The organism is Oceanobacillus sp. CAU 1775 (genome assembly GCF_054482815.1).
This window is the reverse complement of record NZ_JBTLRO010000013.1, coordinates 33,801-58,145: the sequence shown is the minus strand read 5'-3', so window position 1 is coordinate 58,145 and position 24,345 is coordinate 33,801. Positions and strand designations below refer to the sequence as shown.

The 24,345-nt window shown below is 39.0% G+C and carries 40 protein-coding genes and 1 pseudogene; 2 read left to right on the top strand and 39 right to left on the bottom strand.

What is annotated here, in order from left to right; all coding sequences use genetic code 11:
• Positions 1–172: 172 nt before the first annotated feature.
• Positions 173–433 (top strand): annotated as a pseudogene (locus ACXYMZ_RS16170) (methyltransferase family protein); the annotation flags it as partial.
• A 102-nt stretch (positions 434–535) separates the two neighbouring features.
• Here the strand turns inward: ACXYMZ_RS16170 and ACXYMZ_RS16165 are convergent.
• The 7 genes from ACXYMZ_RS16165 to rplM form a co-directional block, all read right to left on the bottom strand.
• On the bottom strand, positions 536–856 hold the full coding sequence (locus ACXYMZ_RS16165; protein ID WP_458949444.1) for a hypothetical protein: 321 nt from the start codon (positions 854–856) through the stop codon (positions 536–538).
• A gap of 507 nt (positions 857–1,363) precedes the next feature.
• Positions 1,364–2,365 (bottom strand): LLM class flavin-dependent oxidoreductase, encoded by a 1,002-nt coding sequence (locus ACXYMZ_RS16160; protein ID WP_458949443.1) that lies wholly within the window; start codon positions 2,363–2,365, stop codon positions 1,364–1,366.
• Between the two features lie 43 nt (positions 2,366–2,408).
• Positions 2,409–3,068 carry an SDR family oxidoreductase gene (locus ACXYMZ_RS16155; protein WP_458949442.1) on the bottom strand — a complete coding sequence of 220 codons (660 nt, stop codon included), beginning with the start codon at positions 3,066–3,068 and terminating at the stop codon, positions 2,409–2,411.
• A gap of 164 nt (positions 3,069–3,232) precedes the next feature.
• The gene (locus ACXYMZ_RS16150; protein ID WP_458949441.1) at positions 3,233–3,823 is read right to left on the bottom strand and encodes a Fic family protein; all 591 of its coding nucleotides are present in this window, start codon (positions 3,821–3,823) and stop codon (positions 3,233–3,235) included.
• A gap of 19 nt (positions 3,824–3,842) precedes the next feature.
• Positions 3,843–4,367, bottom strand: coding sequence for a Fic family protein (locus ACXYMZ_RS16145; protein ID WP_458949440.1), 525 nt, complete (start codon positions 4,365–4,367; stop codon positions 3,843–3,845).
• 154 nt (positions 4,368–4,521) lie between these two features.
• On the bottom strand, positions 4,522–4,914 hold the full coding sequence (rpsI, locus tag ACXYMZ_RS16140) for a 30S ribosomal protein S9 (RefSeq protein WP_458949439.1): 393 nt from the start codon (positions 4,912–4,914) through the stop codon (positions 4,522–4,524).
• Positions 4,915–4,933: 19 nt separating this feature from the next.
• Positions 4,934–5,371: a 50S ribosomal protein L13 gene (rplM, locus tag ACXYMZ_RS16135; protein ID WP_458949438.1), complete on the bottom strand. Its 438-nt coding sequence runs from the start codon at positions 5,369–5,371 to the stop codon at positions 4,934–4,936.
• A 250-nt stretch (positions 5,372–5,621) separates the two neighbouring features.
• Between rplM and ACXYMZ_RS16130 the strand changes: the two genes are divergently transcribed.
• Complete coding sequence (locus ACXYMZ_RS16130) at positions 5,622–6,824, top strand: amidohydrolase (RefSeq protein ID WP_458949437.1); 1,203 nt, start codon at positions 5,622–5,624, stop codon at positions 6,822–6,824.
• 57 nt (positions 6,825–6,881) lie between these two features.
• Here ACXYMZ_RS16130 and truA read toward each other — a convergent pair whose 3' ends face one another.
• From truA to rplC, 32 genes are all read right to left on the bottom strand, one after another.
• On the bottom strand, positions 6,882–7,622 hold the full coding sequence (gene truA / locus ACXYMZ_RS16125; RefSeq protein WP_458949435.1) for a tRNA pseudouridine(38-40) synthase TruA: 741 nt from the start codon (positions 7,620–7,622) through the stop codon (positions 6,882–6,884).
• A gap of 12 nt (positions 7,623–7,634) precedes the next feature.
• A complete protein-coding gene (locus ACXYMZ_RS16120; RefSeq protein ID WP_458949434.1) occupies positions 7,635–8,438 on the bottom strand; it encodes an energy-coupling factor transporter transmembrane component T family protein in 804 nt (267 codons plus the stop codon).
• Positions 8,431–9,303 carry an energy-coupling factor ABC transporter ATP-binding protein gene (locus ACXYMZ_RS16115; protein WP_458949433.1) on the bottom strand — a complete coding sequence of 291 codons (873 nt, stop codon included), beginning with the start codon at positions 9,301–9,303 and terminating at the stop codon, positions 8,431–8,433. Before ACXYMZ_RS16115 ends, ACXYMZ_RS16120 begins: the two co-directional genes overlap by 8 nt.
• Entirely contained in the window at positions 9,279–10,118 is an 840-nt protein-coding gene (locus ACXYMZ_RS16110; protein ID WP_458949432.1) for an energy-coupling factor ABC transporter ATP-binding protein, read from the bottom strand. Before ACXYMZ_RS16110 ends, ACXYMZ_RS16115 begins: the two co-directional genes overlap by 25 nt.
• 443 nt (positions 10,119–10,561) lie before the next feature.
• On the bottom strand, positions 10,562–10,915 hold the full coding sequence (gene rplQ / locus ACXYMZ_RS16105; RefSeq protein WP_458949431.1) for a 50S ribosomal protein L17: 354 nt from the start codon (positions 10,913–10,915) through the stop codon (positions 10,562–10,564).
• Between the two features lie 45 nt (positions 10,916–10,960).
• Positions 10,961–11,905: a DNA-directed RNA polymerase subunit alpha gene (locus ACXYMZ_RS16100; protein ID WP_458949430.1), complete on the bottom strand. Its 945-nt coding sequence runs from the start codon at positions 11,903–11,905 to the stop codon at positions 10,961–10,963.
• 248 nt (positions 11,906–12,153) lie between these two features.
• Positions 12,154–12,543, bottom strand: a complete 390-nt coding sequence (rpsK, locus tag ACXYMZ_RS16095) for a 30S ribosomal protein S11 (protein ID WP_458949429.1) — start codon at positions 12,541–12,543, stop codon at positions 12,154–12,156.
• A gap of 24 nt (positions 12,544–12,567) precedes the next feature.
• Positions 12,568–12,933, bottom strand: a complete 366-nt coding sequence (rpsM, locus tag ACXYMZ_RS16090; protein WP_458949428.1) for a 30S ribosomal protein S13 — start codon at positions 12,931–12,933, stop codon at positions 12,568–12,570.
• A 17-nt stretch (positions 12,934–12,950) separates the two neighbouring features.
• The gene (gene rpmJ, locus ACXYMZ_RS16085; RefSeq protein WP_010095733.1) at positions 12,951–13,064 is read right to left on the bottom strand and encodes a 50S ribosomal protein L36; all 114 of its coding nucleotides are present in this window, start codon (positions 13,062–13,064) and stop codon (positions 12,951–12,953) included.
• Positions 13,065–13,092: 28 nt separating this feature from the next.
• Entirely contained in the window at positions 13,093–13,311 is a 219-nt protein-coding gene (gene infA, locus ACXYMZ_RS16080) for a translation initiation factor IF-1 (protein ID WP_458949427.1), read from the bottom strand.
• Between the two features lie 208 nt (positions 13,312–13,519).
• The gene (locus tag ACXYMZ_RS16075) at positions 13,520–14,173 is read right to left on the bottom strand and encodes an adenylate kinase (RefSeq protein WP_458949426.1); all 654 of its coding nucleotides are present in this window, start codon (positions 14,171–14,173) and stop codon (positions 13,520–13,522) included.
• A 32-nt stretch (positions 14,174–14,205) separates the two neighbouring features.
• Positions 14,206–15,501, bottom strand: a complete 1,296-nt coding sequence (secY, locus tag ACXYMZ_RS16070; RefSeq protein WP_458949425.1) for a preprotein translocase subunit SecY — start codon at positions 15,499–15,501, stop codon at positions 14,206–14,208.
• On the bottom strand, positions 15,501–15,941 hold the full coding sequence (gene rplO / locus ACXYMZ_RS16065) for a 50S ribosomal protein L15 (RefSeq protein ID WP_458949424.1): 441 nt from the start codon (positions 15,939–15,941) through the stop codon (positions 15,501–15,503). The genes secY and rplO overlap by 1 nt, the downstream gene beginning before the upstream one ends.
• A 29-nt stretch (positions 15,942–15,970) precedes the next feature.
• Positions 15,971–16,153 carry a 50S ribosomal protein L30 gene (rpmD, locus tag ACXYMZ_RS16060; protein WP_458949423.1) on the bottom strand — a complete coding sequence of 61 codons (183 nt, stop codon included), beginning with the start codon at positions 16,151–16,153 and terminating at the stop codon, positions 15,971–15,973.
• Between the two features lie 13 nt (positions 16,154–16,166).
• Positions 16,167–16,667, bottom strand: a complete 501-nt coding sequence (gene rpsE / locus ACXYMZ_RS16055; RefSeq protein WP_458949422.1) for a 30S ribosomal protein S5 — start codon at positions 16,665–16,667, stop codon at positions 16,167–16,169.
• Between the two features lie 24 nt (positions 16,668–16,691).
• Entirely contained in the window at positions 16,692–17,054 is a 363-nt protein-coding gene (gene rplR, locus ACXYMZ_RS16050) for a 50S ribosomal protein L18 (protein WP_458949421.1), read from the bottom strand.
• Positions 17,055–17,084: 30 nt separating this feature from the next.
• Positions 17,085–17,621 (bottom strand): 50S ribosomal protein L6, encoded by a 537-nt coding sequence (rplF, locus tag ACXYMZ_RS16045; protein ID WP_458949420.1) that lies wholly within the window; start codon positions 17,619–17,621, stop codon positions 17,085–17,087.
• Positions 17,622–17,652: 31 nt separating this feature from the next.
• Positions 17,653–18,051 carry a 30S ribosomal protein S8 gene (rpsH, locus tag ACXYMZ_RS16040; RefSeq protein WP_458949419.1) on the bottom strand — a complete coding sequence of 133 codons (399 nt, stop codon included), beginning with the start codon at positions 18,049–18,051 and terminating at the stop codon, positions 17,653–17,655.
• Positions 18,052–18,080: 29 nt separating this feature from the next.
• Positions 18,081–18,266 (bottom strand): 30S ribosomal protein S14, encoded by a 186-nt coding sequence (gene rpsN / locus ACXYMZ_RS16035; RefSeq protein ID WP_047990173.1) that lies wholly within the window; start codon positions 18,264–18,266, stop codon positions 18,081–18,083.
• Between the two features lie 24 nt (positions 18,267–18,290).
• Positions 18,291–18,830, bottom strand: a complete 540-nt coding sequence (gene rplE, locus ACXYMZ_RS16030; RefSeq protein ID WP_458949418.1) for a 50S ribosomal protein L5 — start codon at positions 18,828–18,830, stop codon at positions 18,291–18,293.
• 26 nt (positions 18,831–18,856) lie between these two features.
• Positions 18,857–19,168 (bottom strand): 50S ribosomal protein L24, encoded by a 312-nt coding sequence (gene rplX, locus ACXYMZ_RS16025; protein WP_458949417.1) that lies wholly within the window; start codon positions 19,166–19,168, stop codon positions 18,857–18,859.
• 33 nt (positions 19,169–19,201) lie between these two features.
• Positions 19,202–19,570: a 50S ribosomal protein L14 gene (rplN, locus tag ACXYMZ_RS16020; RefSeq protein ID WP_458949416.1), complete on the bottom strand. Its 369-nt coding sequence runs from the start codon at positions 19,568–19,570 to the stop codon at positions 19,202–19,204.
• A 43-nt stretch (positions 19,571–19,613) separates the two neighbouring features.
• Entirely contained in the window at positions 19,614–19,877 is a 264-nt protein-coding gene (rpsQ, locus tag ACXYMZ_RS16015) for a 30S ribosomal protein S17 (RefSeq protein WP_458949415.1), read from the bottom strand.
• A 24-nt stretch (positions 19,878–19,901) separates the two neighbouring features.
• Positions 19,902–20,102 (bottom strand): 50S ribosomal protein L29, encoded by a 201-nt coding sequence (gene rpmC / locus ACXYMZ_RS16010; RefSeq protein WP_458949469.1) that lies wholly within the window; start codon positions 20,100–20,102, stop codon positions 19,902–19,904.
• Positions 20,092–20,526 (bottom strand): 50S ribosomal protein L16, encoded by a 435-nt coding sequence (gene rplP / locus ACXYMZ_RS16005; protein WP_458949414.1) that lies wholly within the window; start codon positions 20,524–20,526, stop codon positions 20,092–20,094. The genes rpmC and rplP overlap by 11 nt, the downstream gene beginning before the upstream one ends.
• 17 nt (positions 20,527–20,543) lie before the next feature.
• On the bottom strand, positions 20,544–21,185 hold the full coding sequence (rpsC, locus tag ACXYMZ_RS16000) for a 30S ribosomal protein S3 (protein WP_458949413.1): 642 nt from the start codon (positions 21,183–21,185) through the stop codon (positions 20,544–20,546).
• A gap of 3 nt (positions 21,186–21,188) precedes the next feature.
• On the bottom strand, positions 21,189–21,530 hold the full coding sequence (gene rplV / locus ACXYMZ_RS15995; protein ID WP_458949412.1) for a 50S ribosomal protein L22: 342 nt from the start codon (positions 21,528–21,530) through the stop codon (positions 21,189–21,191).
• Between the two features lie 21 nt (positions 21,531–21,551).
• Positions 21,552–21,827: a 30S ribosomal protein S19 gene (gene rpsS, locus ACXYMZ_RS15990; protein WP_458949411.1), complete on the bottom strand. Its 276-nt coding sequence runs from the start codon at positions 21,825–21,827 to the stop codon at positions 21,552–21,554.
• A 58-nt stretch (positions 21,828–21,885) separates the two neighbouring features.
• On the bottom strand, positions 21,886–22,716 hold the full coding sequence (gene rplB / locus ACXYMZ_RS15985) for a 50S ribosomal protein L2 (protein ID WP_458949410.1): 831 nt from the start codon (positions 22,714–22,716) through the stop codon (positions 21,886–21,888).
• 30 nt (positions 22,717–22,746) lie between these two features.
• On the bottom strand, positions 22,747–23,034 hold the full coding sequence (gene rplW, locus ACXYMZ_RS15980) for a 50S ribosomal protein L23 (protein WP_458949409.1): 288 nt from the start codon (positions 23,032–23,034) through the stop codon (positions 22,747–22,749).
• Positions 23,034–23,657 (bottom strand): 50S ribosomal protein L4, encoded by a 624-nt coding sequence (gene rplD / locus ACXYMZ_RS15975; protein WP_458949408.1) that lies wholly within the window; start codon positions 23,655–23,657, stop codon positions 23,034–23,036. The genes rplW and rplD overlap by 1 nt, the downstream gene beginning before the upstream one ends.
• A 25-nt stretch (positions 23,658–23,682) precedes the next feature.
• Positions 23,683–24,315: a 50S ribosomal protein L3 gene (rplC, locus tag ACXYMZ_RS15970; RefSeq protein WP_458949407.1), complete on the bottom strand. Its 633-nt coding sequence runs from the start codon at positions 24,313–24,315 to the stop codon at positions 23,683–23,685.
• Positions 24,316–24,345 lie beyond the last annotated feature (30 nt).

Sequence of the window (24,345 nt, the reverse complement as noted above, 5' to 3'; positions counted from 1 at the left end):
TTTCTTTTCTAAATATGAATGGAATTTCTCTATCTTTTTTTAAGTTATATTAATATTACTTGGTGCACTTTTTATTGCGGCTGGCTTGTCGCTAGTTATAACGACTATTAAACACTTCTCAACTAGAGGAAAAGGTACACTAGCTCCCTAGAATCCTCCAAAGAAATTAGTCGTAAGCGGTCCATATCAATATAGCCGGAATCCGATGATTAGCGGTGTAGCATGCATTCTTCTTGGAGAAGCACTTCTATTCAGTTCACTAGCATTACTGTCCTGGTTTGTCTTTTTCACGACGATTAATTATCTATATTTTATTCTCAGAGAAGAACCATTGCTTACTAAAAAGTTTGGGAATGAGTATGTAGAATATAAAAAGCGGGTACCAAGGTTATCCCCTAGACGAGGCTTATGGAATTCAAAAACGAATACATAATAAAACATAGACTATGGAATCCGACGATCCATAGCCTCGCAAATCTATATCATCACGCTTCATTGTGATTGATACGTTTACCCGATGTTATTTCATTAATTATTAGTTTTCATTAAGAAGCCCTAAACCACGATCTATTTGATTGTTGATTGCTTCCATTACACAACACAAATTCTCAAATACACTGGCAACAGAATCATTTACTGCTTGTAATTCTCCTACAGTTGGCGCTTGTGTTGCACATCCATTTCTATATGCGTCTGCTACCGCGTCAACTTTATTTGCTTCTGCTTCCATTAAGTCAGCAAGTGCAAATTTTTCCTCAATGGCTCCTATAAGGATAAAAAATCCTAGGACTCTTTCAATTTCACTTCCGCTAGTACCTTCAGTTGCATTCATCATTTGGTTAAATTGTTTTTCCAATTAACTCTCTCCTCTGTTATATTTAATCGCCGGATAGTATAAGATATATAAATTTACAAAAACAAATTGTGCTGGTTCTATACTTTTGATGAAAATATACTACTGTCTCGTAGGAATTTATGCTACATCTCTCCTGTTGGAAAAAGCTTTATTGGTCAAAAGTTATTTTAAGCATAAAATGGATCCTTTCATATAAGTGAAAAGAGTCTAGATATGTTACTAAGTTTTTGTGAGAATTATTTAGAACTATTTATAATAGACTTCATTCAAACCTAATCAATTATATTCATTCTTCAGGACTAAAGTATTCACCATCTAGTTTCTTAAAATCCCTTTTATCCCCGGTTAATACAGGAGTACTACTTTTTGTTTTTATACTTAGCAGAGCGTCGGCAAAATCAACGTTCTTTTCTGACTAACCACTTTTACCTTAAACACAAAAAAGCCGTTCCTTAGAATCTCTCAAAAGGAACGACTTATTATTCTTTTTTTAAATACTTTATCCGCTTAAAACCACAAATCTGCTAGTAGCTTCATCGAGCGTTTTCTATCTTCCGGATCGTAAGCATACGTGACAACAATTAGCTCATCCGCTCCACTACTCTCCGAAAATTCTTCTAGCTTTTGTTTTACAGTTTCTGGTGAGCCGACTGCCTTAAGGCTAAACATTGAATCGATTGCTGCTCTTTGTTCTTCGTTTCCTAGTGTTTCAGGATCAACAGGTGGCTGAATGAGTCGCTGTCCCCCTGTTGGCAAATCCATTAGCATTTGCTGTGTCGATGTCCAAAGTCGCTCTGCTTCTTCATCTGTTGGAGCAACTAGCACATTAATTCCAGCCATGACATAAGGTTCTTCAATTTGAGCCGTTGGTGCTGTTGTTTTAAAATTAGAACGATACAAGTCAATCTTTTCTCGGTAATTATCTGAAGCAAAATGGGTTGCAATCGAGTAAGGCAGACCAAGCTGCGCGGCAATTGATGCACCATTCATACTTGAACCTAATACCCAAATCGGAATATTTGTCCCTGTTCCTACGTTCGAGGTAACTGGTACACTGTGACCTTTACCTTCTTCACTAAACCAACCCATAAGATCATAAATGGAAGTAGCAAAAGATTGCGGATCACTGCCAGAGCGTGTTAATAATTGCGCTGTTTGTCCATCTGTACCTGGTGCCCTTCCAAGTCCTAGGTCAATTCTTCCAGGATGTAATTGTGCAATCGTACCAAAGTTCTCCGCAACTTGAAGTGGGGAGTGGTTCGGTAACATAATTCCGCCTGACCCGACACGAATTCTTTTCGTCGCTTGGGCTGCGAGTAAAATAAGATGAGAGGTTGCCATGGATGCTAAGTTTATTGTGTTATGGTGCTCTGCAAACCAGAGGCGTTTATATCCTAACTCATCTAATAATTTCGCTGATGTTACTGCCTCTTCTAACGCTTCTTTCTTTGTTTGTCCTTCTGACACACTTACTAAATCTAGTACGTTTAACGGAATCCGTTTTGTCATATTATTCACCTCTATATATTTTACCCATTCGTCGATCAATAAATTAATTAATTTTTGCTAATGCTTCCGAGATCTCATCATTTCCAGATATCAGATCAAAAGCACGTTTATATGTGTTTTCTTTTGCTAGGGTTACTGCGATTGTTCGAGCAACATCTTCACGGGGAATTTTCGGAAGGTTACTTAAATCCCAATCTGTTTTTTCAGTTGTAGCGGTAATTTTATTGTTGCCTGGTTCATTCGTTAAGACACCAGGACGAATAATCGTATAATCGAGTGAGCTTTCCTCGAGAAACTTATCTGCATAATATTTTGCAGCCATATAATGACTTCCTGACCATTTTTCACGGTCATTTGATAGGATGGAGCTAACCATAATAAAACGCTTAATCCCTGCTTTTTCAGTTGCTTCAATTGTTTTTACTGCACCATCTAAATCAATAAGTATTGTTTTATCTGCTCCAGTATGGCTTCCAGAACCTGCAGCGAATACTACGGCGTCACAACCTTTAGCCGCTTCTGTAATGGATGCCACACTACCTTCTAAGTCAGCAAGTCTCGTTTCCACACCATCTTTTTCAAACGATGCTGCCTGCTCTTCTTTGCGAACCATCGCTCTTATCGTGTGTTCTTCACTATTTTTTAATAGATGAACCAACTGCTTCCCAATCTGCCCATTCGCACCAACAACAAGTACTTTCATCACTTAGCAACTCCCTTATACATTACCTCATAACCCTAACTCTATCGATGTTACTTTTTCATAGCAAGCGATTTGTTTGAGAGTGAAACATGGGGACGGTTCTCCTGTTGCAGAGTGCAACAAGAGAACCGTCCCCATGTTTCTATATGAGGAAATATAAAATATTATTTATCAAATAGTTCTAAGACATCATAGTTGAAGTATTCAACATTTCTTTTTTGTGACGGATCTTTAAATAATAGTCCTTTTTCAACTAATGAATTCAATGCTCTTCTAGCTGTAGTAAGTGCAACTTTAGTATGTTTGGCTGCCTCTACCGCTGTAATATTAGGATAACTAAACGTCATGAAGTATATAAGTTGCTCAGTATGGCGCTCACATTTTTTTATACCCTTTTTAGCTAATTCATTTGCTTCGTCTAATAAGGTGTTCAACTTTTGTGCCATTCGTTCTGAGGCAGAGAGGAAAAAGCTGAGCCAGCTATACCAATCCGGGTTATCTCCACGCGTTCGATTTAGTAGATGGTAATATTTTGCTCGTTGCTTTTCTAACTCTTCACTAACAAAGAATATTGGACTAGACAATTGATCAGATTGCATCATATAAAGAACTATCATAATTCTACTCAATCTACCATTCCCATCTAAAAAAGGGTGAGTAGATTCAAATTGAGCGTGAAGAATGGCAACTTTTAATAAAGGGTGAACATTTTCATCTAAAACAAAATCGCCGTCAAGAAGATGACTGCAATCCATTTTATCACCATAAGGAGGTTTATTTGCGTATACTTCCCAAATTCCTCATATAATCTTCTATTTCATCTGCAGCTACTGGAATATACACTGCATCTTCAAACCGCTTTGTAGGTCCAATCCAATTTGGGACCTTACGGAAATCAACACTACTTGCGCTAGTGCCTCTAGCATCCTTCATTAATATTTTATGAAGATCTAATATGAGACGCGTTGTAAGTGGATAACCATTCCTAATTCTTTCTTGTCCGACAGATAAAGCTTTTCGGTAATTTAATACTTCTATATGTTCTTTTTTTTGTTCCACCTTATGTGCCTCATGAACCATATCTGTGAATGTTACTTGTGTACCTTCTATTTTTGTAGACTGAACAGATTCTTTTAATGCTAGGGTATTAACTAAATCACTCTTTACAATAGAATGTTTTAATTTTTCATCCACCCGGCTTATTTCCGCAGAGACGTTAGCTAATTTCATAAAAAAATCCGGTGCCTTTTCCATTTTAATACTAATAGGTAATTTCTTAATGCCTTTGATAGGTGACATACGTCCACTCTCCTTTAAGTTCAATTTATGGAAAAATGAACTTAGTATATCTATTATAAACAGATTAGCATTAAATTAATACATTTCTTACTTTAATAGCAAATTGAAAACCCCCTTCCCGAGAATTGGGAAAGGGGTTTAAATGTTGATAAAATTAACGTTTTGAGAACTGAGGCGCACGACGAGCTTTTTTAAGTCCGTATTTGTAACGCTCTTTCATTCTTGAGTCACGTGTTAAGTAACCTTCTGTTTTAAGTGCTGCGCGGTATTCTGGATCTGCTTCTAGAAGCGCACGAGCTACACCGTGACGAATTGCACCAGCTTGACCAGTGAATCCTCCACCATGTACGTTAACGATAATGTCATATGTTCCTTCTGTTTCTGTAGCCGCTAAAGGCTGGTTAAGAATTAGAATTTGAGTTTCATATGGGAAATAGTCTCTTGCATCACGACCATTGATAGTAATGTTACCTGAACCTGGTACTAGACGTACACGTGCAGTTGATTTCTTACGACGACCTGTACCGTAGTATTGTACTTGTGCCAATATCTTCTACCTCCTTTGATTACCCGCGAAGCTCGTAAACTTCTGGTTTTTGTGCTTGGTGATTATGTTCCGCACCTTTAACTACATGTAACTTTTTATACATTTTACGTCCTAAAGGTCCCTTTGGAAGCATACCTCTGATTGCTAATTCAATCATTTGCTCTGGGTGCTTAGCACGTAGTTCTGCTGCATTACGCTCTTTCAATCCACCTGGGTGGTTTGAGTGACGGTAATACATTTTGTCCTGTTCTTTGTTACCTGTTAATTCGATTTTCTCTGCATTGATGATAATTACGTTATCACCAGTGTCTGCGTGTGGCGTGTAAGTTGGCTTGTGCTTTCCACGAAGGATAGAAGCAACTTCACTTGAAAGGCGTCCTAGACGTTGACCTTCCGCATCCACAACTAGCCATTTGCGTTCAATATTCGCTTCATTTGCCATGAAAGTTGTGCGCATGATATATTTCCCTCCATATATAAAAAATCCGTTTCAAATTGTATTTTAAGTTTCTTTAGACATAATTAGATTCCGGGGCTAATCATGTGGTTTAGAAATAAAATGCCATAGATAATAATATAACATATAAGGGGTTATTGTCAAGCTTTCTCAGGTTAATTTTTAATCTTATTCCTGGTTAATTAATCCTTTTGTATTTAGGGTAGAGTATACAGTATAAATTGTTAAAATATCGAAAGGAGTCACGTCCATGCGAAAGAAATTGATGGAGATGTTAGAAGCTCGAAAAGAAGAGATGATCGAAATTCGCCGCTACCTACATCAGCATCCTGAGCTCTCTTTTAAAGAAGAGAAAACAGCAGAATATATTATAGATTTTTATAAAGGAAAAGATATACAAATCGACACAAATGTCGGTAACGGCCACGGCATCATTGTCACGATCAACGGTGGGAAGGTTGGGGATACAATCGGACTTCGAGCAGACTTCGATGCACTACCAATCAAAGAAGAGGCAGATGTCCCTTTTAAATCGGTCAACGAAGGAGTCATGCATGCTTGTGGGCATGATGCTCATACAGCTTATCTACTAGTTCTAGCGGATTGCTTGATTGAATTAAAAGATGAACTGAATGGAACAGTTAAAATTATTCACCAGCATGCAGAAGAAGTTCCACCAGGTGGGGCTAAAAGTATCATGGATTCTGGAAAGCTCGATGACTTAGATGCTATTTTTGGCATACATGTATTACCTGTCGATGAGGCTGGAGTTGTTGGTTATCGGAGTGGCTATGCATTTAATGGACGTTCTTTCTTCAAATTGAAAATCCAAGGAAAAGGCGGGCATGGTTCTTCCCCTCATACTGCAAATGATGCGATAGTTGCAGGAGCACACTTTGTGACAGCTATTCAAACGATTGTCAGTCGAAGGATAAATCCGATGGAAGCTGGAGTTGTCACGGTTGGTTCTTTTGATGGGAAAGGTTCTTTTGATGGGAAAGGTTCTTTTAATGTAATCAAAGATAGCATCGAACTCGAAGGTGATATTCGCTATATGAGCACAGAGAGTCAGCAAATTATTGAGAAGGAATTTAAACGAATGGTTAAAGGCTTAGAAATCAATTTTGATGTGGAATGTACGTTAGATTACACCGCTGACTACCCTCCACTATATAATGACCCAGTTCAAACGGATTTTGTGATGCGTAGTTTACAACAAGCAAATGATCCCGTGATTACTGAAGTGAAGGAATACCCAGCACTCGCACCATCCGAAGACTTTGCCTACTACCTTGAGAAAATCCCGGGCTGCTACTTCTTTATCGGCTGCACACCCAAAGGAGTAGAAAAACCATACTTTAATCATCACCCAAAGTTCGATATCGACGAAGACTCCCTACTCGTCGCAGCCAAAGCAGTCGCCCACGTCGTCTGCTCCTATTTCGAACAATGAAACATGGGGACGGTTCTCGCGTTGCACATAGTGCAACAGGAGAACCGTCCCCATGTTTCAATAAACAACTTCCCACAAATATAGTCCTTCTGGTGGCATTGTTTTTCCGATCAGTTGTCTGTTTTTTGCAGCAATTAGGCCTGGGATGTCTGTAGCTTTTCTTTTCCCACGGCCTACATCAATTAAGACACTGACGATAATGCGCACCATATTATACAAAAATCCATTTCCTTTAAAAATAAACCGAACGCCATCATTGGTTTCTTCTATTTCTAAAGCATATAGCTCTCGAACACGACTTCCTTTAACGGTAGCCTTTGCTGAAGAAAATGTCGTAAAATCATGGGTCCCGACAAGCTTTTGGCAAGCCGCTTTCATTTCTTCTAAATCTAGTTCATAGGGAACATGGCTCGCATAATATCTTCTGAATATGTCGGGTTCTAGCGACGTTATCACTTCGTAGTGGTATTCCTTAGCAATCGCACTGTAACGAGCGTGAAAGGCGTCTGTGACGTTCTCACAGGCTACAATATAGATATCATCTGGTAGCAATGTATTTAATGCGCGTTTCCAATTTTCATCTGGAATGGTAAGTGGTGTATCGAAGTGGACAACCTGCCCTTTGGCATGAACACCTGCATCGGTTCTACCCGCACTTTGAATGCGAATAAATTCACCCTTATGCATTTTCTTCAAGACTTTCTCAAGCTCTCCACCAATGGTACGGCCTTCTGGTTGAAATTGAAAACCAGAAAAACCTGAACCGTCATATTCCAGTGTACATTTTACTCTCACCATTTGCTTCCCCTCTTACCCATAAGTTCTCGTCGCAAATAGAATTGCGATCACGATGGCAAAAACGACATATATTAAAATATCTAATTTGGTAATCTTTAGCTCTCGAAGCTTGCTACGGTTTTCTCCGCCTTGATAGCCACGTGCTTCCATAGCCATCGCGAGCTCCTCAGCACGCTTAAAGGCACTGATAAACAAAGGTATTAATAAAGGTATGACAGCTTTTATCCTATCTTTAATAGGACCTGTTCGAAAATCCACACCTCGTGAAGCCTGAGCTTTAGAAATTTTATCTGTTTCTTGCATTAGTGTCGGAATAAAACGAAGAGAAATTGACATCATCAATGCAAGTTCATGTACTGGAAACTTCCACTTTTTCAATGGATGTAACATATCTTCAATCCCATCTGTAATTTCGATAGGTGTTGTAGTTAATGTTAAAAGTGAAGTCACAAGGATTAATAAGAAGAAACGAATCGAAATAGCGAACCCTTGAATTAGTCCCCCTGAATAAAATTCAAAAATCCAGAAGTCGAAAATCACGGTCCCTTCTTTCGTAACAAATAAGTGCAGTATAAAAGTAAATATAATTAAAAACCATACAGGGGTAAGCCCTTTAATGATAAAACGAATAGGCACTTTACTAGTTAACATACTTGTCAGCGCAAAAAGAATAAGAATGCCATAGCTAAGAACATTATTCGCAAAGAAAACGATAAATACAAAGAAAAAGATTATCGTTATTTTCGTTCGAGGGTCCAAACGATGCACAATTGAATTACCCGGAACATACTGACCAATGATTAAGGAGTTATTCATTTCTCTCAACTCCTTTAAGAGCTTCCGTCATTTGTTGAGCTAACTGACCCATTGATTGATTGGAAAAAGGAATTTTTATCCCAAACTTTTCTTCAAAGCTCGCTATAAATGCTACAACCTCTGGAACATCAAGTTGAACGCTCTGTAATGCTTCCTGCTGACTAAACACTTCAATCGGCGAGCCTTCCATAAACTTTGTCCCTTTATTCAAAATAATAATATGGTCTGCATATTTGAGTGCATCTTCCATACTATGTGTGACAAGGATTGTAGTAAGTTTTTGTTCGTGATGGAGACGATGGAACATATCCATCATTTCCAGCTGACCCCGAGGATCAAGTCCTGCTGTTGGCTCATCTAATACAAGCACATCAGGCTGAACAGCCAAGACCCCTGCAATTGCAACTCGCCTCTTTTGTCCACCACTTAAATCAAATGGCGACCGTTCTAATAATTCTTCAGGTAATCTTACGGCATCGAAAACTGCTTTCGTTCTTCTTTCAATTTCTGCCTTTGCTACACCAAAATTTTCAGGACCAAACGCAATATCTTTCGCAATTGTTTCCTCAAAAAGTTGATGCTCTGGATATTGAAAAACAACCCCAACTTTACTACGGAGTTCTTTCATATTTTTCGGTTTGTCTTCATTTGTTAATTTAAAATCTCCAATATGAACCTCGCCCTCACTTGGCCTAGAAAGTCCATTTAAGTGCTGAATTAATGTAGATTTACCCGATCCTGTATGACCAATAATCGCAACAAAAGAACCTGAAGGAATATGAAAAGATAAATCATCAATAGCCTTATGTTCAAAAGGAGAATTCCTTTGATAGATATAAGTTACGTTCTTGAATGTAATGTCCATAGTTCCTCCAACATTTCCTCGTGGTTTAATGGTTCCTGTGTAAGTGATATCCCTGCTCGCTTTAATTCTTCAGCTAAAATCGCAATAAATGGCACATCTAATCCAATCTCTTTAAGCTCTTGGCGTTTGGAGAATATTATTCTTGGTGTTGCTTGCATCCAAATTTCTCCCTGATTTAAAACAATTACTCGCTCTGCTTGTGTCACTTCAGATAGATCATGTGTAATTGTAATCAAAGATAATCCACGTTGCTCACTTAGCTCGGAAACGGTGTCCATAATTTCTTTTCTTCCTTTTGGATCAAGCATTGCTGTCGCCTCATCCAAAATTAAGACCTTTGGAGAAATTGCTAACACACTTGCAATCGCAACTCTTTGTTTTTGCCCTCCAGATAAACGGTGAGGCTCAGTTAAACGGTATTCAACCATTCCTACTGCCTGTAATGTATCTTCAATTCTCTTTAGCATTTCCTCGCGTGGGAAGCCACGATTTTCCATCCCGAAAGCAACATCGTCCTGTACCGTTGCCCCAACAAACTGGTTATCAGGATTTTGAAAGACCATTCCAATCTCTCTGCGAATATCCCAAATAGTTTCTTCGTTCACAATACGATCATTTATATAAATTTCCCCTTCTTGTGGGAAAAGCAGTCCATTTACTAGCTTTGCAATTGTAGATTTACCAGAACCATTATGCCCGATAATTGCTACAAACTCACTTTCATATATTTCAAAGGATACATTCTTTAGTACCCAAGGCTGTTCCTCATTATAGCGAAAGGATACATTTTTAAATTCTATTAATTTCTTTCTCATCAACTTGCCTCCTCCGCTTCGAAAACTACGGGTTTCATTTTATGTAGGATTACTTGTTTTATTATAGTATACATTGCAACTTTCGACTATTCTTCCCGTTTATCCAATCATGTTTAAGAAGCTTTCTCTGCTCAGCTATGCTCAATCATATAAATGCTGTGTTAAAACTCATTGTTGAGATTTTCATGCATTAAAAGATATAAAATGAAAATGAGCTTCGGAAATATACGAAGACTCCTGCGGGAGGAAAGGCATGGGTGAGATCCCGCAGTACGCAAAGCGTACGAGGAAGCTCACCAGCCGCCCGCGGAAAGCGTAGTATATTTCCGAAGCGGGTTTTTCCTCTTATCAACATTGAACTGTAACATTGCAATTACAAAAAAAGGGCTTGGATTCATCTCTTTGTGAGAGGTGTGAGTCCTGCCCTTGCCGTTTTTGTTTGATTAAACTAATTCAATGATTGCCATAGGTGCACCATCACCTTGACGCTCACCTAGTTTAAGTACACGCGTATATCCGCCTTGTCTATCTTCATAACGTTTTGCAACATCATCAAAAAGCTTCTGAATAACTGAATTGTCTTCATCCGCTTCTTTATTATAAAGAAATGCCGCAGCTTGACGACGTGCGTGAAGATCGCCGCGTTTTCCTAATGTAATCATTTTATCGACTACAGATCTAAGTTCTTTCGCTTTCGCTTCTGTAACTTCAAGGCGCTCATGAATAATTAAATCAGATGCAAGGTTACGAAGTAGTGCCATACGTTGATCTGTTGTACGTCCTAACTTTCTAGCCATGGACTATCCCTCCCTTTCTTATAAATCTAAAGGTGACTGCTAGTTTCAGTCGTCATTACGTAAGCCTAATCCAAGGTCATCCAATTTCTGTTTAACCTCTTCTAAAGATTTACGTCCTAAATTACGTACTTTCATCATATCCTCTTCAGACTTAGTTGAGAGTTCCTGAACAGTATTAATACCAGCACGCTTCAAACAGTTATATGATCTAACAGATAGATCAAGTTCTTCAATGGTCATTTCCATTACTTTTTCTTTTTGGTCTTCTTCTTTTTCAACCATAATCTCAACGTTTTGAGCTTCATCAGTTAATCCTACGAAAATATTCAAGTGCTCGGAAATAATCTTCGCACCTAAAGAAACAGCTTCCTCTGGACGAATACTGCCATCAGTCGATACTTCTAAAGTTAATTTATCATAGTCAACAATTTGCCCAACTCTTGTGTTCTCTACTTGGTAAGTAGCACGAGAAACTGGTGTGAAAATAGAATCTACTGGAATAACTCCAATCGGTTGTTCATCGTGCTTATTCTCCTCAGCAGGGCGATAACCACGACCACGTTCAGCCGTTATTTTTACATATAAGCTACCTTTGCTATTAACCGTTGCGATATGAAGATCCGGATTCATCACTTCAACATCACTATCATAGGTTAAGTCTGCAGCAGTCACATTCGCTTTTCCTTGAATATCTAATTCTAATGTTTTTGGTTCATCAGAGTAGATCTTAAGTGCAAGCTTTTTTAAATTCAAAATGATTGTCGTTACGTCTTCTACAACACCATCGACCGTAGAGAACTCGTGTAAAGCACCGTCAATCTGAACTGAAGTAACAGCAGCTCCTGGAAGTGAGGATAATAGAATACGACGCAAGGAGTTTCCAAGTGTGGCACCATATCCACGCTCTAGAGGTTCAACTACGAATTTACCGAATGTAGCATCTTCACTAATTTCAATCGTTTCAATTTTTGGTTTTTCAATTTCAATCATTAAATAAAACCCTCCTTTAAAACGTCGAAACCCCGGCTAGACCTTGGAGTCTAACCGAAATTCCTCAAATAAGTAGTCGCGCATTTCGCACTACCTGTCTTTCCTTCGTACAAATGTCGTTCATTCTTCGTTAACACTGGCAAGAATATTTCTGCCATTATAACCCAGTATAGACAGGGTGACAAATTATATACGAATGTTTACAAAGCCTTACAAATTTAAGTCTTTAATAAACATTGTAGCATTCATTATACACGACGACGTTTCGGTGGGCGACAACCATTGTGAGGAACTGGTGTAACATCCACAATTGCTGTTACTTCTAAGCCAGCTGCTTGAAGTGAACGAATTGCTGCTTCACGTCCTGCACCAGGGCCTTTTACTGTTACTTCAAGGTGTTTCATTCCATTTTCTACAGCAGTTTTTGCTGCGGTTTCAGCTGCCATTTGAGCTGCAAAAGGAGTCGATTTACGAGATCCTCTGAAGCCTAATGCTCCTGCTGAACTCCATGAAATTGCATTACCTTTTTCATCAGTAATCGTTACAATTGTATTGTTAAATGTAGAGCGGATGTGCGCTGTACCAGATTCAACATGTTTTTTTACACGACGTTTACGTGTGTTTGTTTTACGTGACATCTAATATTGTCCTCCTTTCAGAAATTACTTCTTCTTGTTAGCCATTGTTCTACGTGGGCCTTTACGAGTACGAGAGTTGTTCTTCGTTTTCTGACCACGAACTGGTAAACCACGACGGTGACGGATTCCTCTGTAAGAACCGATTTCAATCAAACGTTTAACGTTAAGTGATACTTCACGACGAAGGTCACCTTCGATTGTATACTGTTCAACAGCTTTACGAATACGAGCAAGTTCATCTTCCGTTAAATCACGAACACGAGTGTCAGCTGAAACTCCAGCTTCTTCTAGAACTTTTTGTGCAGTAGTTTTACCGATTCCAAAAATATAAGTTAATGAAATAACGATACGTTTGTCTCTTGGAATATCAATACCTGCAATACGTGCCATTTAGTTGCACCTCCTGTTTAGCCTTGTTTTTGTTTATGCTTTGGATTTTCGCAAATCACCATTACTTTGCCTTTACGTTTAATTACTTTACATTTTTCGCAAATTGGTTTTACAGATGCTCTTACTTTCATCCTTATTACCTCCTTTAATATCGGAGCATTATTTATAACGGTACGTAATTCGACCTCTTGTTAAATCGTACGGAGAAAGTTCAACTGTAACTTTATCGCCTGGAAGAATACGGATATAGTGCATACGGATTTTGCCTGAGACATGCGCAAGCACTGTGTGTCCGTTTTCCAGTTCAACGTGAAACTGTGCGTTTGGCAGTGTTTCTTTTACAGTACCTTCTACTTCAATAACATCATCTTTCGCCACTTTAGTTAATCTCCCTTCTTCAAATCAGTCACAAGCATTGGTAAAACATTTAATCTTACATCTAAAGTTTATCCTCTGTGACAAGACCAGTTTCTAGAAGGTCTAAATTAGTGAGTTTTTCAACCACTTCATAATACATACTCATACTACGTCGTTCATTATAACTATTCACATATAGAAATACATCTGTAGTGAACTGACAATCGAATTATAATGCTTGGTTTTCCAGTTTCGAATGAATCTCTTGGAAAACATCATTGATGTCTTGATCTCCATTTACGCGGATAAGATAGCCTTTGCTTTCATAAAAATCGAGTAATGGTTGCATTTGCTCAATATTTACTGCTAAACGGTTTGTTACCGTTTCAGGTTTATCATCATCACGCTGTATTAAATGCGCACCATCCTTATCACAAACACCTTCCACCTTAGGCGGGTTAAATGCTACGTGATAAGCAGTTCCACAAGTAGGACAAATTCTTCGACCGGATAAACGCTCCACTAATTTTTCCTTTGGAACATCTACATGTAGTACAGAGCTAAGTGTCTCATTTAATTCTGTTAGTAGTTGTTCCAGTGCTTCAGCTTGTGCAATGGTTCTTGGAAATCCATCCAAAAGAAAACCATTTTTACAGTCATCTTTCATCAAACGTTCTCTTACTATACCGATAGTAACCTCATCTGGTACTAATGCTCCTTGGTCCATAAATGCTTTCGCTTCTTTTCCAAGTGCTGTACCTTCTTTGATCGCTAGTCGGAACATATCCCCTGTAGAAATATGAGGAATATTGTAATGTTCGTTTATTCTTTCTGCCTGTGTACCTTTACCAGCACCAGGTAAACCCATTAAAATTAAATTCAACTTTTTCCCCTCGCTTTTTTGGCGGCAGGAAATTACTTAATAAATCCTTTGTAGTGACGTTTTACTAGCTGTCCTTCAAGTTGTTTCATAGTCTGTAATGCAACCCCTACTACGATTAGTAGCCCTGTACCACCAATTTGGACAGACTGAGGAAGATTTGCAAGACCACCTAAAACGATTGGTAGAACGGAAACTCCTGCTAGGAAAAGCGCACCTACAAATGTTAGCCGCTTCATAACACGTGTAAGATACATTTCTGTATTATGACCAGGTCTAATTCCTGGAACATATCCACCTTGTTTCTGTAGATTCTCTGCCATTTGCTCAGGGTTAACTTGAACAAATGTATAGAAATACGTGAATGCTATAATTAATGCAGCATAGATTACTATGCCAACTGGTTGTGTGAAATCAAATAGATTCATAATTGTTCCCGCCACACTATTACCTTCAAAGAATCCGGCAACAGTAGTCGGAGCCATCATAAACGCCATTGCAAAAATAACTGGGATAACCCCCGCAGCATTTACCTTAATTGGTAAGTGTGTAGATTGCCCACCAACTGGTGAACGGTTAACTAATTTTTTTGCATATTGCACTGGGATTTTACGTAACGCTTGGTTTACATAAATAACTCCTACAGTAACTGCAACAATTACTAAGGCAATAATGACAACAATAATGATATTTATAAATAACTCATCTCCAGGATTAGTGAAATACTGGCTGAATAATTGACCTGCACCACTTGGTACTGCAGCAACGATACCAGCAAAAATTAGAATGGAAATACCATTTCCAACTCCATTTGCAGTGATCTGTTCACCAACCCACATAAGGAAGGCTGTACCCGCAGTTAGAGTGATTGCTATGATTAAGAACTTCATAACATCAGGGTCTTTAATTAGTAGGCCACCTGCCATAGCATTAAAACCTACCGACATTGCAATTGCTTGAATAAATGCTAGGACAATCGTTCCATAGCGCGTAACTTGAGCAATTTTTTTACGACCCATTTCCCCTTGCTTCTTCCATTCAGTAAACTTCGGAACTACATCCATCTGCAATAATTGCATAATGATGGAAGCAGTAATGTAAGGCATGATCCCCATTGCGAAAATAGAGAAATTCTGTAAAGCCCCACCGCCAAAGGTATTCAGAAAACCGAATACGTTTTGTTGCTCATTGATAAAATCAATAGCAGTTCTGTCAGTGAATGGTACTGGGATAAATGTGCCGAGACGGAAGACAACTAACATCGCTAATGTGAAGAGTATTTTCCGTCTAATATCAGCAACACGCCAAAGGTTGGAGATTGTTTCGAACATTAGATCACCTCAGTCTTACCGCCCGCAGCCTCTATAGCTTCTTTCGCTTGACCAGAGAACTTATGAGCTTTTACTGTTAGCTTCTTTTCAATAGCGCCATTGCCAAGTATCTTAATGCCTTGATTTAATTTACTTACGACACCTTCTTCAAGTAATAGCTCTGGAGTCACTTCAGTGCCTTCTTCAAAACGATTCAATGTATCTAAGTTAACGATTGAGTATTCTTTGCGATTAATGTTCGTAAATCCACGTTTTGGTAAACGCTGGAATAAAGGTGTTTGTCCACCCTCGAACCCTGGTCTTGTTCCACCGCCTGAACGTTGTCCTTGTCCTTTATGACCACGCCCAGAAGTTTTACCATTTCCAGAAGACATTCCACGTCCAACGCGGTTTCTTTCTTTACGATAACCTTCAGTTGCTTTCAATTCATGAAGTTTCATCGGAGCACCTCCTTATTTATAGAAATTTCTTACGCTTCTTTGACATCTAATAAGTGGGATACTCTATTAATCATACCACGATTTACTGGTGTGTCTTCAAGTACCACTGATTGACGAATTTTCTTAAGTCCAAGTGCTTCTACGGTTCTACGTTGTACGTCAGTTCCGCCAATAACACTGCGTTTGAGGGTGACTTCTAATTTGTTAGACATAATGTTTCCCTCCTTATCCTAAAAGCTCTTCAACAGACTTTCCACGTAGTTTAGCTACATCTTCTGCTGTTTTTAAATTTTCTAAGCCGTTTATTGTTGCACGAATCATATTGATTGGAGTGTTTGCTCCAAGTGATTTTGTTAGAATATCACCTACACCTGCTAGCTCAAGTACCGCACGAACCGGTCCACCTGAGATAACTCCCGTACCTTCTGTAGCTGGTTTCATTAACACGTTACCAGAACCGAAACGTCCATTGATTTCATGTGGAATTGTTGTTCCAACGATTGGTACACGGATAAGGTTTTTCTTAGCGTCGTCTACTGCTTTTTTGATAGCTTCAGGTACTTCTTGTGCTTTACCAGTACCGAATCCTACATAGCCGTTTCTGTCTCCAACAACAACTAATGCAGCAAAACGCATACGACGTCCACCTTTAACTACTTTAGAAACACGGTTAATAGTAACAACGCGTTCTTCTAAGTCTAATTTGTTCGCATCGATGTTATTCATTAAAACGGTAACCTCCTTTATCGATTAAAATTCAAGACCTGCTTCTCTTGCAGCGTCTGCTAATGCTTTCACACGTCCATGATATAGATAGCCTCCACGGTCAAATACAACTGATTTAAAGCCTTTATCTTGAGCGCGTTTAGCGAGAGCTTCTCCGACTAATTTAGCAGCTTCGACGTTACCACCGTTAGCTACGTTTAGATCTTTATCTTTAGTAGATGCACTTGCAATCGTAACATGATTTACATCATCAATTAATTGTGCATAAATATGTTTGTTTGAACGATACACGTTTAGACGTGGAGTTTCAGTAGTACCAGATAGGTTCTTACGTACTCGCCCGTGTCTTTTTCTACGCATTGTATTCTTGCTAGGTTTTGTGATCATCTAAGTCACTCCTTTCTCGCCTAACTAATCTTACTTCGCAGTTTTACCTTCTTTACGACGTACATATTCGCCAACATAACGAATTCCTTTACCTTTGTAAGGCTCAGGTGGTCTAATCGCACGAATGTTTGCTGCTACAGCACCAACTAGTTCTTTATCAATACCTTTTACAGTTAATTGTGTGTTCTTTGGAACGTCAATTTCGATACCATCGATTGGATCGATTTCAACTGGGTGTGAATATCCTGCGTTTACTACAAGTTTATTACCTTGCATTTGTGCACGATAACCAACACCAGAAATTTCAAGTGATTTTTCGTATCCTTTAGTTACACCTTCAACCATGTTACCAATAAGTGTACGACTTGTTCCATGCAATGCACGGTGGTCTTTATGGTCACTTGGGCGTGCAACTGTGATTACGTTGTCTTCTAATTTGATCGTAATATCACTGTGGAGTACTTTAGAAAGTTCACCTTTTGGTCCTTTAACAGAAACCTTTTGGCCTTCAACTTTCACTTCTACACCTTCAGGAATTTCGATCGGTTTAAGTCCTATACGAGACATTATCTGCACCTCCTCGAGTTAAAAAATAATATTACCAAACGTACGCTAATACTTCTCCACCAACGGATTGGTTTCTAGCTTCTTTGTCAGAAAGCATTCCTTTTGATGTTGAAACGATAGCAATACCTAAACCATTAAGTACACGTGGTACTTCGTCAGCCTTAGCGTAAACACGAAGACCTGGTTTGCTGATTCGCTTAATACCTGTAATTACACGCTCTTCGTTAGCACCGTACTTAAGGAAGATGCGTAATACACCTTGCTTGTTGTCTTCGATGAACTCATAGTCTTTAACGAAACCTTCACGTTTCAAGATATCAGCGATTTCGCGCTTTATTTTAGAAGCAGGAAGCTCCATTTTTTCATGTTTAACAGTATTTGCGTTTCGAATACGAGTTAACATATCTGCAATTGGATCTGTCATAACCATTAATTATTACCTCCTTCCCAATTCGGGGTTTACCAGCTTGCTTTTTTGACACCAGGAATTTGACCTTTATAGGCAAGTTCTCGGAAACAAATACGGCAAAGTTTAAATTTACGAATTACAGAATGTGGACGGCCACAACGTTCACAACGAGTATACTCTTGTACTTTATACTTTTGTGTACGTTTTTGCTTTGCGATCATTGATTTTTTAGCCACAAATTTACCTCCTTTTTTCCAAGCTTATTTCTGGAAAGGCATGCCTAGCTGAGCTAATAGTTCGCGTGCTTCCTCATCAGTGTTAGCAGTTGTAACGATAACTACATCTAAGCCACGGATTTTGCTTACTTTATCATAGTTGATTTCTGGGAAAATTAATTGTTCTTTCACACCTAATGTATAGTTTCCACGACCGTCAAAAGCTTTCTTTGAGATCCCACGGAAGTCACGTACACGTGGTAGTGAAACTGCAATTAGCTTTTGAAGGAACTCATACATACGTTCACCACGAAGAGTTACCTTGGCACCAATAGGCATTCCTTCACGTAGACGGAAACCAGCAATTGATTTCTTCGCACGAGTAATTAATGGTTTTTGACCAGAAATTAAAGTTAGTTCTTCAACAGCACTGTCTAATGCTTTTGAATTTTGAACTGCATCACCAACACCCATGTTGATAACAATTTTATCAACTTTAGGTACTTGCATTACAGATTTATATTCAAATTTATTCATCAAAGATGGGGTAACCTCATCTTGAAATCTTTGTTTTAATTCATTCATCATGGCGCCCTCCTTTCACAAAAACTTTATTTATCTAATACTTCACCGGATTTTTTAGCGATACGAACTTTTTTACCATCACGAACTTCGTAGCCAACTCTTGTTGCTTCACCTGTTTTAGGGTCAATTGGCAATACGTTTGAAACGTGAATAGCAGCTTCTTGGTTAAGAATTCCACCTTGTGGATTCTCTTGTGATGGTTTCGAGTGTTTCTGAACCATATTCACACCTTCAACAAGAACGCGTTCGTTCTTCGGGAATGCTTCTAAAACTGTACCTGTTTTACCACGGTCTTTACCAGTTAAAACTTTAACTTTATCACCTTTTTTTACATGCATGCTTGACGCACCTCCTTAAGAGCAAGAATTCACTTATAATACTTCTGGAGCTAGAGATACGATTTTCATGAATTTAGCATCACGTAATTCACGTGCAACTGGTCCAAAGATACGAGTACCTCTTGGGCTCTGATCGTCACGAATAATTACTGCAGCATTTTCATCAAAACGGATGTATGTTCCATCTTTACGACGTGCACCAGATTTAGAACGGACAATTACTGCTTTAACAACTTCACCTTTTTTGACAACGCCGCCTGGTGTTGCTTTTTTCACCGAACACACAATTACGTCACCAATGTTAGCAGTCTTACGTCCAGTTCCTCCTAATACTTTAATCGTTAAGAGCTCACGAGCACCAGAGTTATCTGCAACTTTTAATCTACTTTCTTGTTGAATCATAACACTGTTACCTCCCTTCGGATATGTTCCGAAACAACTTAAATTATATGATTACCGCTTCTTCAATAACTTCAACTAGACGAAAACGTTTAGTAGCTGAAAGCGGACGAGTTTCCATGATGCGTACGATATCACCAGTTTTTGCTTGGTTATTCTCATCATGTGTTTTTAATTTCTTAGAATATTTAACACGTTTGCCGTATAGACTATGGAACTTATATGTTTCAACTACAACAGTAATTGTTTTATCCATTTTGTCAGATACTACGCGACCTGTATAGACTTTACGATTATTACGTTCAGACATATGAGGCTAACCTCCTCTCTTCAATCAGTTATTTACGCTTAGTTCACGTTGACGTACAACGGTTTTTAAACGAGCAATTGATTTACGTACTTCACGGATACGTGCAGTGTTTTCCAACTGACCTGTAGCAAGTTGGAAACGTAAATTAAATAGTTCTTCTTTTAAAGATTTTACTTTTTCTTCAATTTCGGCAGTGGTTAGTTCTCTGATTTCATTAGCCTTCATTGATTTCACCACCAATTTCTTCACGTTTTACAAACTTCGTTTTAATCGGCAGTTTGTGAGCAGCTAGTCTTAATGCTTCTCTAGCAGTTTCCTCATCAACGCCTGCGATTTCAAACATGATCTTTCCTGGTTTTACTACTGCTACCCAGCCTTCTGGAGCACCTTTACCAGAACCCATACGAACTTCTAATGGTTTTGCTGTATATGGTTTGTCTGGGAAAATTTTAATCCAAACTTTACCACCACGTTTCATAAAACGAGTCATTGCGATACGGGCAGCTTCGATTTGACGACTTGTGATCCAAGAAGCTTCTACAGCTTGTAGGCCGTAATCACCGAAAGAAACAGTTGTTCCGCCTTTCGCTTGACCTCTCATTTTACCACGGTGTTGCTTACGATATTTTACACGTTTAGGCATTAACATAGAAAGTGCCCCCTTCCTTATTTTCCTTTTTTAGTTGGAAGGACTTCTCCACGATAGATCCACACTTTAACGCCTAACTTACCATAAGTTGTATCAGCTTCTGCTGTACCATAATCGATGTCAGCACGTAATGTGTGTAGTGGAACTGTTCCTTCACTATAACCTTCTGCACGGGCGATATCTGCTCCGCCTAGACGTCCAGAAACTTGTGTTTTAATTCCTTTTGCTCCCGTACGGATTGCACGTTGGATTGCTTGCTTTTGTGCACGACGGAATGAAATACGGTTTTCTAATTGACGAGCGATACTGTCTGCTACTAGTTTAGCGTTGATATCTACTCTCTTAATTTCTACGATATTGATATGAACTCTTTTACCTGTTAAGTTGTTTAATGCTTTACGAAGTGCTTCTACTTCAGAACCACCCTTACCGATAACCATTCCTGGTTTACCTGTATGAATAGTAATGTTTACGCGATTCGCTGCACGTTCAATTTCGATAGAAGAAACAGCAGCAATCTGTAAGCGGTTTTCAAGATATTCTCTGATTTTGATATCTTCGTGTAGTAAGTCTGCATAGTCTTTGCCAGCATACCATCTTGATTCCCAGTCTTTAATAACTCCTATACGAAGACCCGTCGGATTTACTTTCTGACCCACTAACTATCCCTCCTTCTTTTCTGTTACCACAACTGTAATGTGGCTTGTGCGTTTGTTTATTTTACTTGCGCTTCCCTGTGCACGTGGACGGAAACGTTTCAATGTAGCACCCTCGTTTACATACGCTTCAGAAACTACTAATTTATCTGTATCTAATTCGTAGTTATGTTCTGCGTTTGCGATAGCAGAGTTTAATACTTTCTCTACAACTGGAGAAGCACCACGTTGAGTATGTTTTAAAATTGCAATTGCTTCTGCAACGTCTTTTCCTCGAATGAGATCAACTACTAATCGTACCTTGCGAGGAGCAATTCGAACTGATTTTGCAATGGCTTTAGCTTGCATTTTTACTGCCTCCTCTCTTCATTAGCGTGTTTTCTTGTCGTCGCCAGAGTGTCCTCTGAACGAGCGTGTCGGTGCAAATTCACCTAATTTATGACCAACCATATCTTCTGTTACATATACTGGAACATGTTTACGTCCATCATATACTGCGATTGTGTGACCCACAAAAGTAGGGAAAATTGTTGAACGACGAGACCAAGTTTTGATTACTTGTTTCTTGTCATCTTCATTCAATTTATCAACTTTTGCTAACAGATGGTCATCTGCGAAAGGTCCTTTTTTCAAACTACGACCCATGGATAAGCCTCCTTCCAGAGTTTAGAGACGGGTGATTCATCCCGTCCTCTTCAAATCTTTATTTTTTACGTTTACGAACGATGTACTTATCAGTTGGTTTGTTACGCTTACGTGTCTTATATCCAAGAGTTGGTTTACCCCATGGTGACATCGGTGATTTACGACCGATTGGTGAGCGTCCTTCTCCACCACCGTGTGGGTGATCGATTGGGTTCATTGCAGAACCACGTACGCGTGAACGTTTGCCCATCCAACGTGAACGACCTGCTTTACCAATTCTAATTAGTTCGTGTTCAATGTTACCAACTTGGCCAACTGTTGCACGGCAAGATGTTAAAATTAAACGAACTTCTCCTGAAGCAAGACGTACTAGTGTGTACTTTCCTTCACGACCTAGAATTTGCGCTTCCGCACCAGCAGAACGAGCTAATTGCCCTCCGTTACCTGGTTTTAATTCTACGTTATGAATGATGGTACCTACTGGAATGTTTTCAAGTGGAAGTGCATTACCTGGTTTGATATCTGCATCTACACCTGATTCAATTTCCTGTCCTACTGTAATTCCTTTTGGAGCTAAGATATAACGCTTTTCTCCATCTGCGTAGTGGATTAAAGCAATATTAGCTGTACGGTTTGGATCGTATTCTACTGTAGCAACGCGTCCTGGTATACCATCTTTATCGCGTTTGAAGTCGATAATTCTGTATTGACGCTTGTGACCGCCTCCGATGAAACGAGCTGTCGTTCTACCTTGGTTGTTACGTCCACCTGATTTCGATAGTGGAGCAAGTAACGTTTTTTCTGGAGTATCCGTAGTAATCTCTGAAAATGTTGATACAGACATATTACGTCTACCATTTGAAGTTGGTTTATACTTCTTAATCGCCATCATTTTTCCCTCCTTCTCTAATGATTAGTCTTAGCCTTCAAAGAAGTCCAGATCTTTGCTGTCTTCTGAAAGCTGTACGATAGCTTTTTTACGATTCGGGCGATATCCGCCATATTGACCCATTCTCTTAAATTTACCTTTAAGATTAAATGTATTTACCTTTTCAACTTTAACACTGAATATTGATTCAACTGCATCTTTAATTTCAGTCTTATTAGCTTTAGGGTTTACTTCGAAAGTATATTTTTTCTCTGCCATTAAATCAGCACTGTTCTCTGTAATGACAGGGCGCTTTATAATATCACGTGCTTCTTTCATTATGCAAGCACCTCCCCTGCTTTTTCAACTGCATCCTTAGAAATAATCAGCTTGTCATACGATAGCAAATCAAGAACGTTAAGTTCCTCAACAGCTAATACTTTAACTGTTTTTAAGTTATTTGCTGAACGAGCTACTGTTACGTCTTTCTCAGCAGTTACGATTAGTACTTTTTCTTCTACTTTTAATACATCAAGTAGATTGATGATTTCTTTTGTTTTTGGAGCATCGATTACGATAGACTCTAAAACGATAATGCCTTCTTCTTTTACTTTAGAAGATAATGCAGATTTTAGCGCTAAACGACGAACTTTTTTCGGTAGTTTATAGCTATAGCTGCGTGGTGTTGGTCCGAATACTACTCCACCGCCAACCCATTGTGGTGAACGGATAGATCCTTGACGCGCACGACCAGTTCCTTTTTGACGCCACGGTTTACGACCACCGCCACGAACTTCTGAACGGTTTTTTACAGCATGTGTACCTTGACGCATTGATGCACGTTGCATAAGAACTGCTTCATGAAGTACATGTTCGTTTGGCTCAATACCGAATACCGCTTCGTTTAATTCAACTTCGCCTGCATTGCTTCCATCTTGTTTAAAAAGTGCTACTTTAGGCATGACAAATCCTCCCTTCTTTCAATAATTAATTGCTTTTTAACGCGCTTGTAATTTTAACGTAAGATTTTTTCGCTCCTGGAACGTTACCTTTTACTAGTAGAAGATTCTTTTCAGTATCTACGCTAACTACTTCAAGGTTTTGGATCGTTACAGTTTCGCTTCCCATGTGACCCGGTAGCTTTTTGCCTTTGAATACACGTGCTGGGTCAGCTGCCTGCCCCATTGAACCTGAGCTTCTATGGAAATGAGAACCATGACTCATTGGCCCACGTGATTGGTTGTGACGTTTGATAGATCCTTGGAAACCTTTACCTTTAGAAGTTCCAGTTACATCAATCATGTCTCCAGCTTCAAAAACATTAACACTAATTTCTTGGCCAACTTCGTAGTCAGCAACATTAGCGTTACGGATTTCACGAACGTAGCGCTTAGGGCTAGTGCTCGCTTTTTCAGCATGACCTTTTTCCGCTTTGTTTGTGCGTGATTCTTTCTTGTCAGCAAAACCGATTTGGATTGCTTCATAACCATCATTTTCTTGCGTTCTTAATTGTAATACGACGTTGGGCTCAGCTTGAATTACTGTTACAGGTACTAATTCACCGTTCTCAGAGAATAGCTGAGTCATGCCGATTTTACGACCTAAGATTCCTTTCGTCATCCGTTACACCTCCTATAATATATCTATATT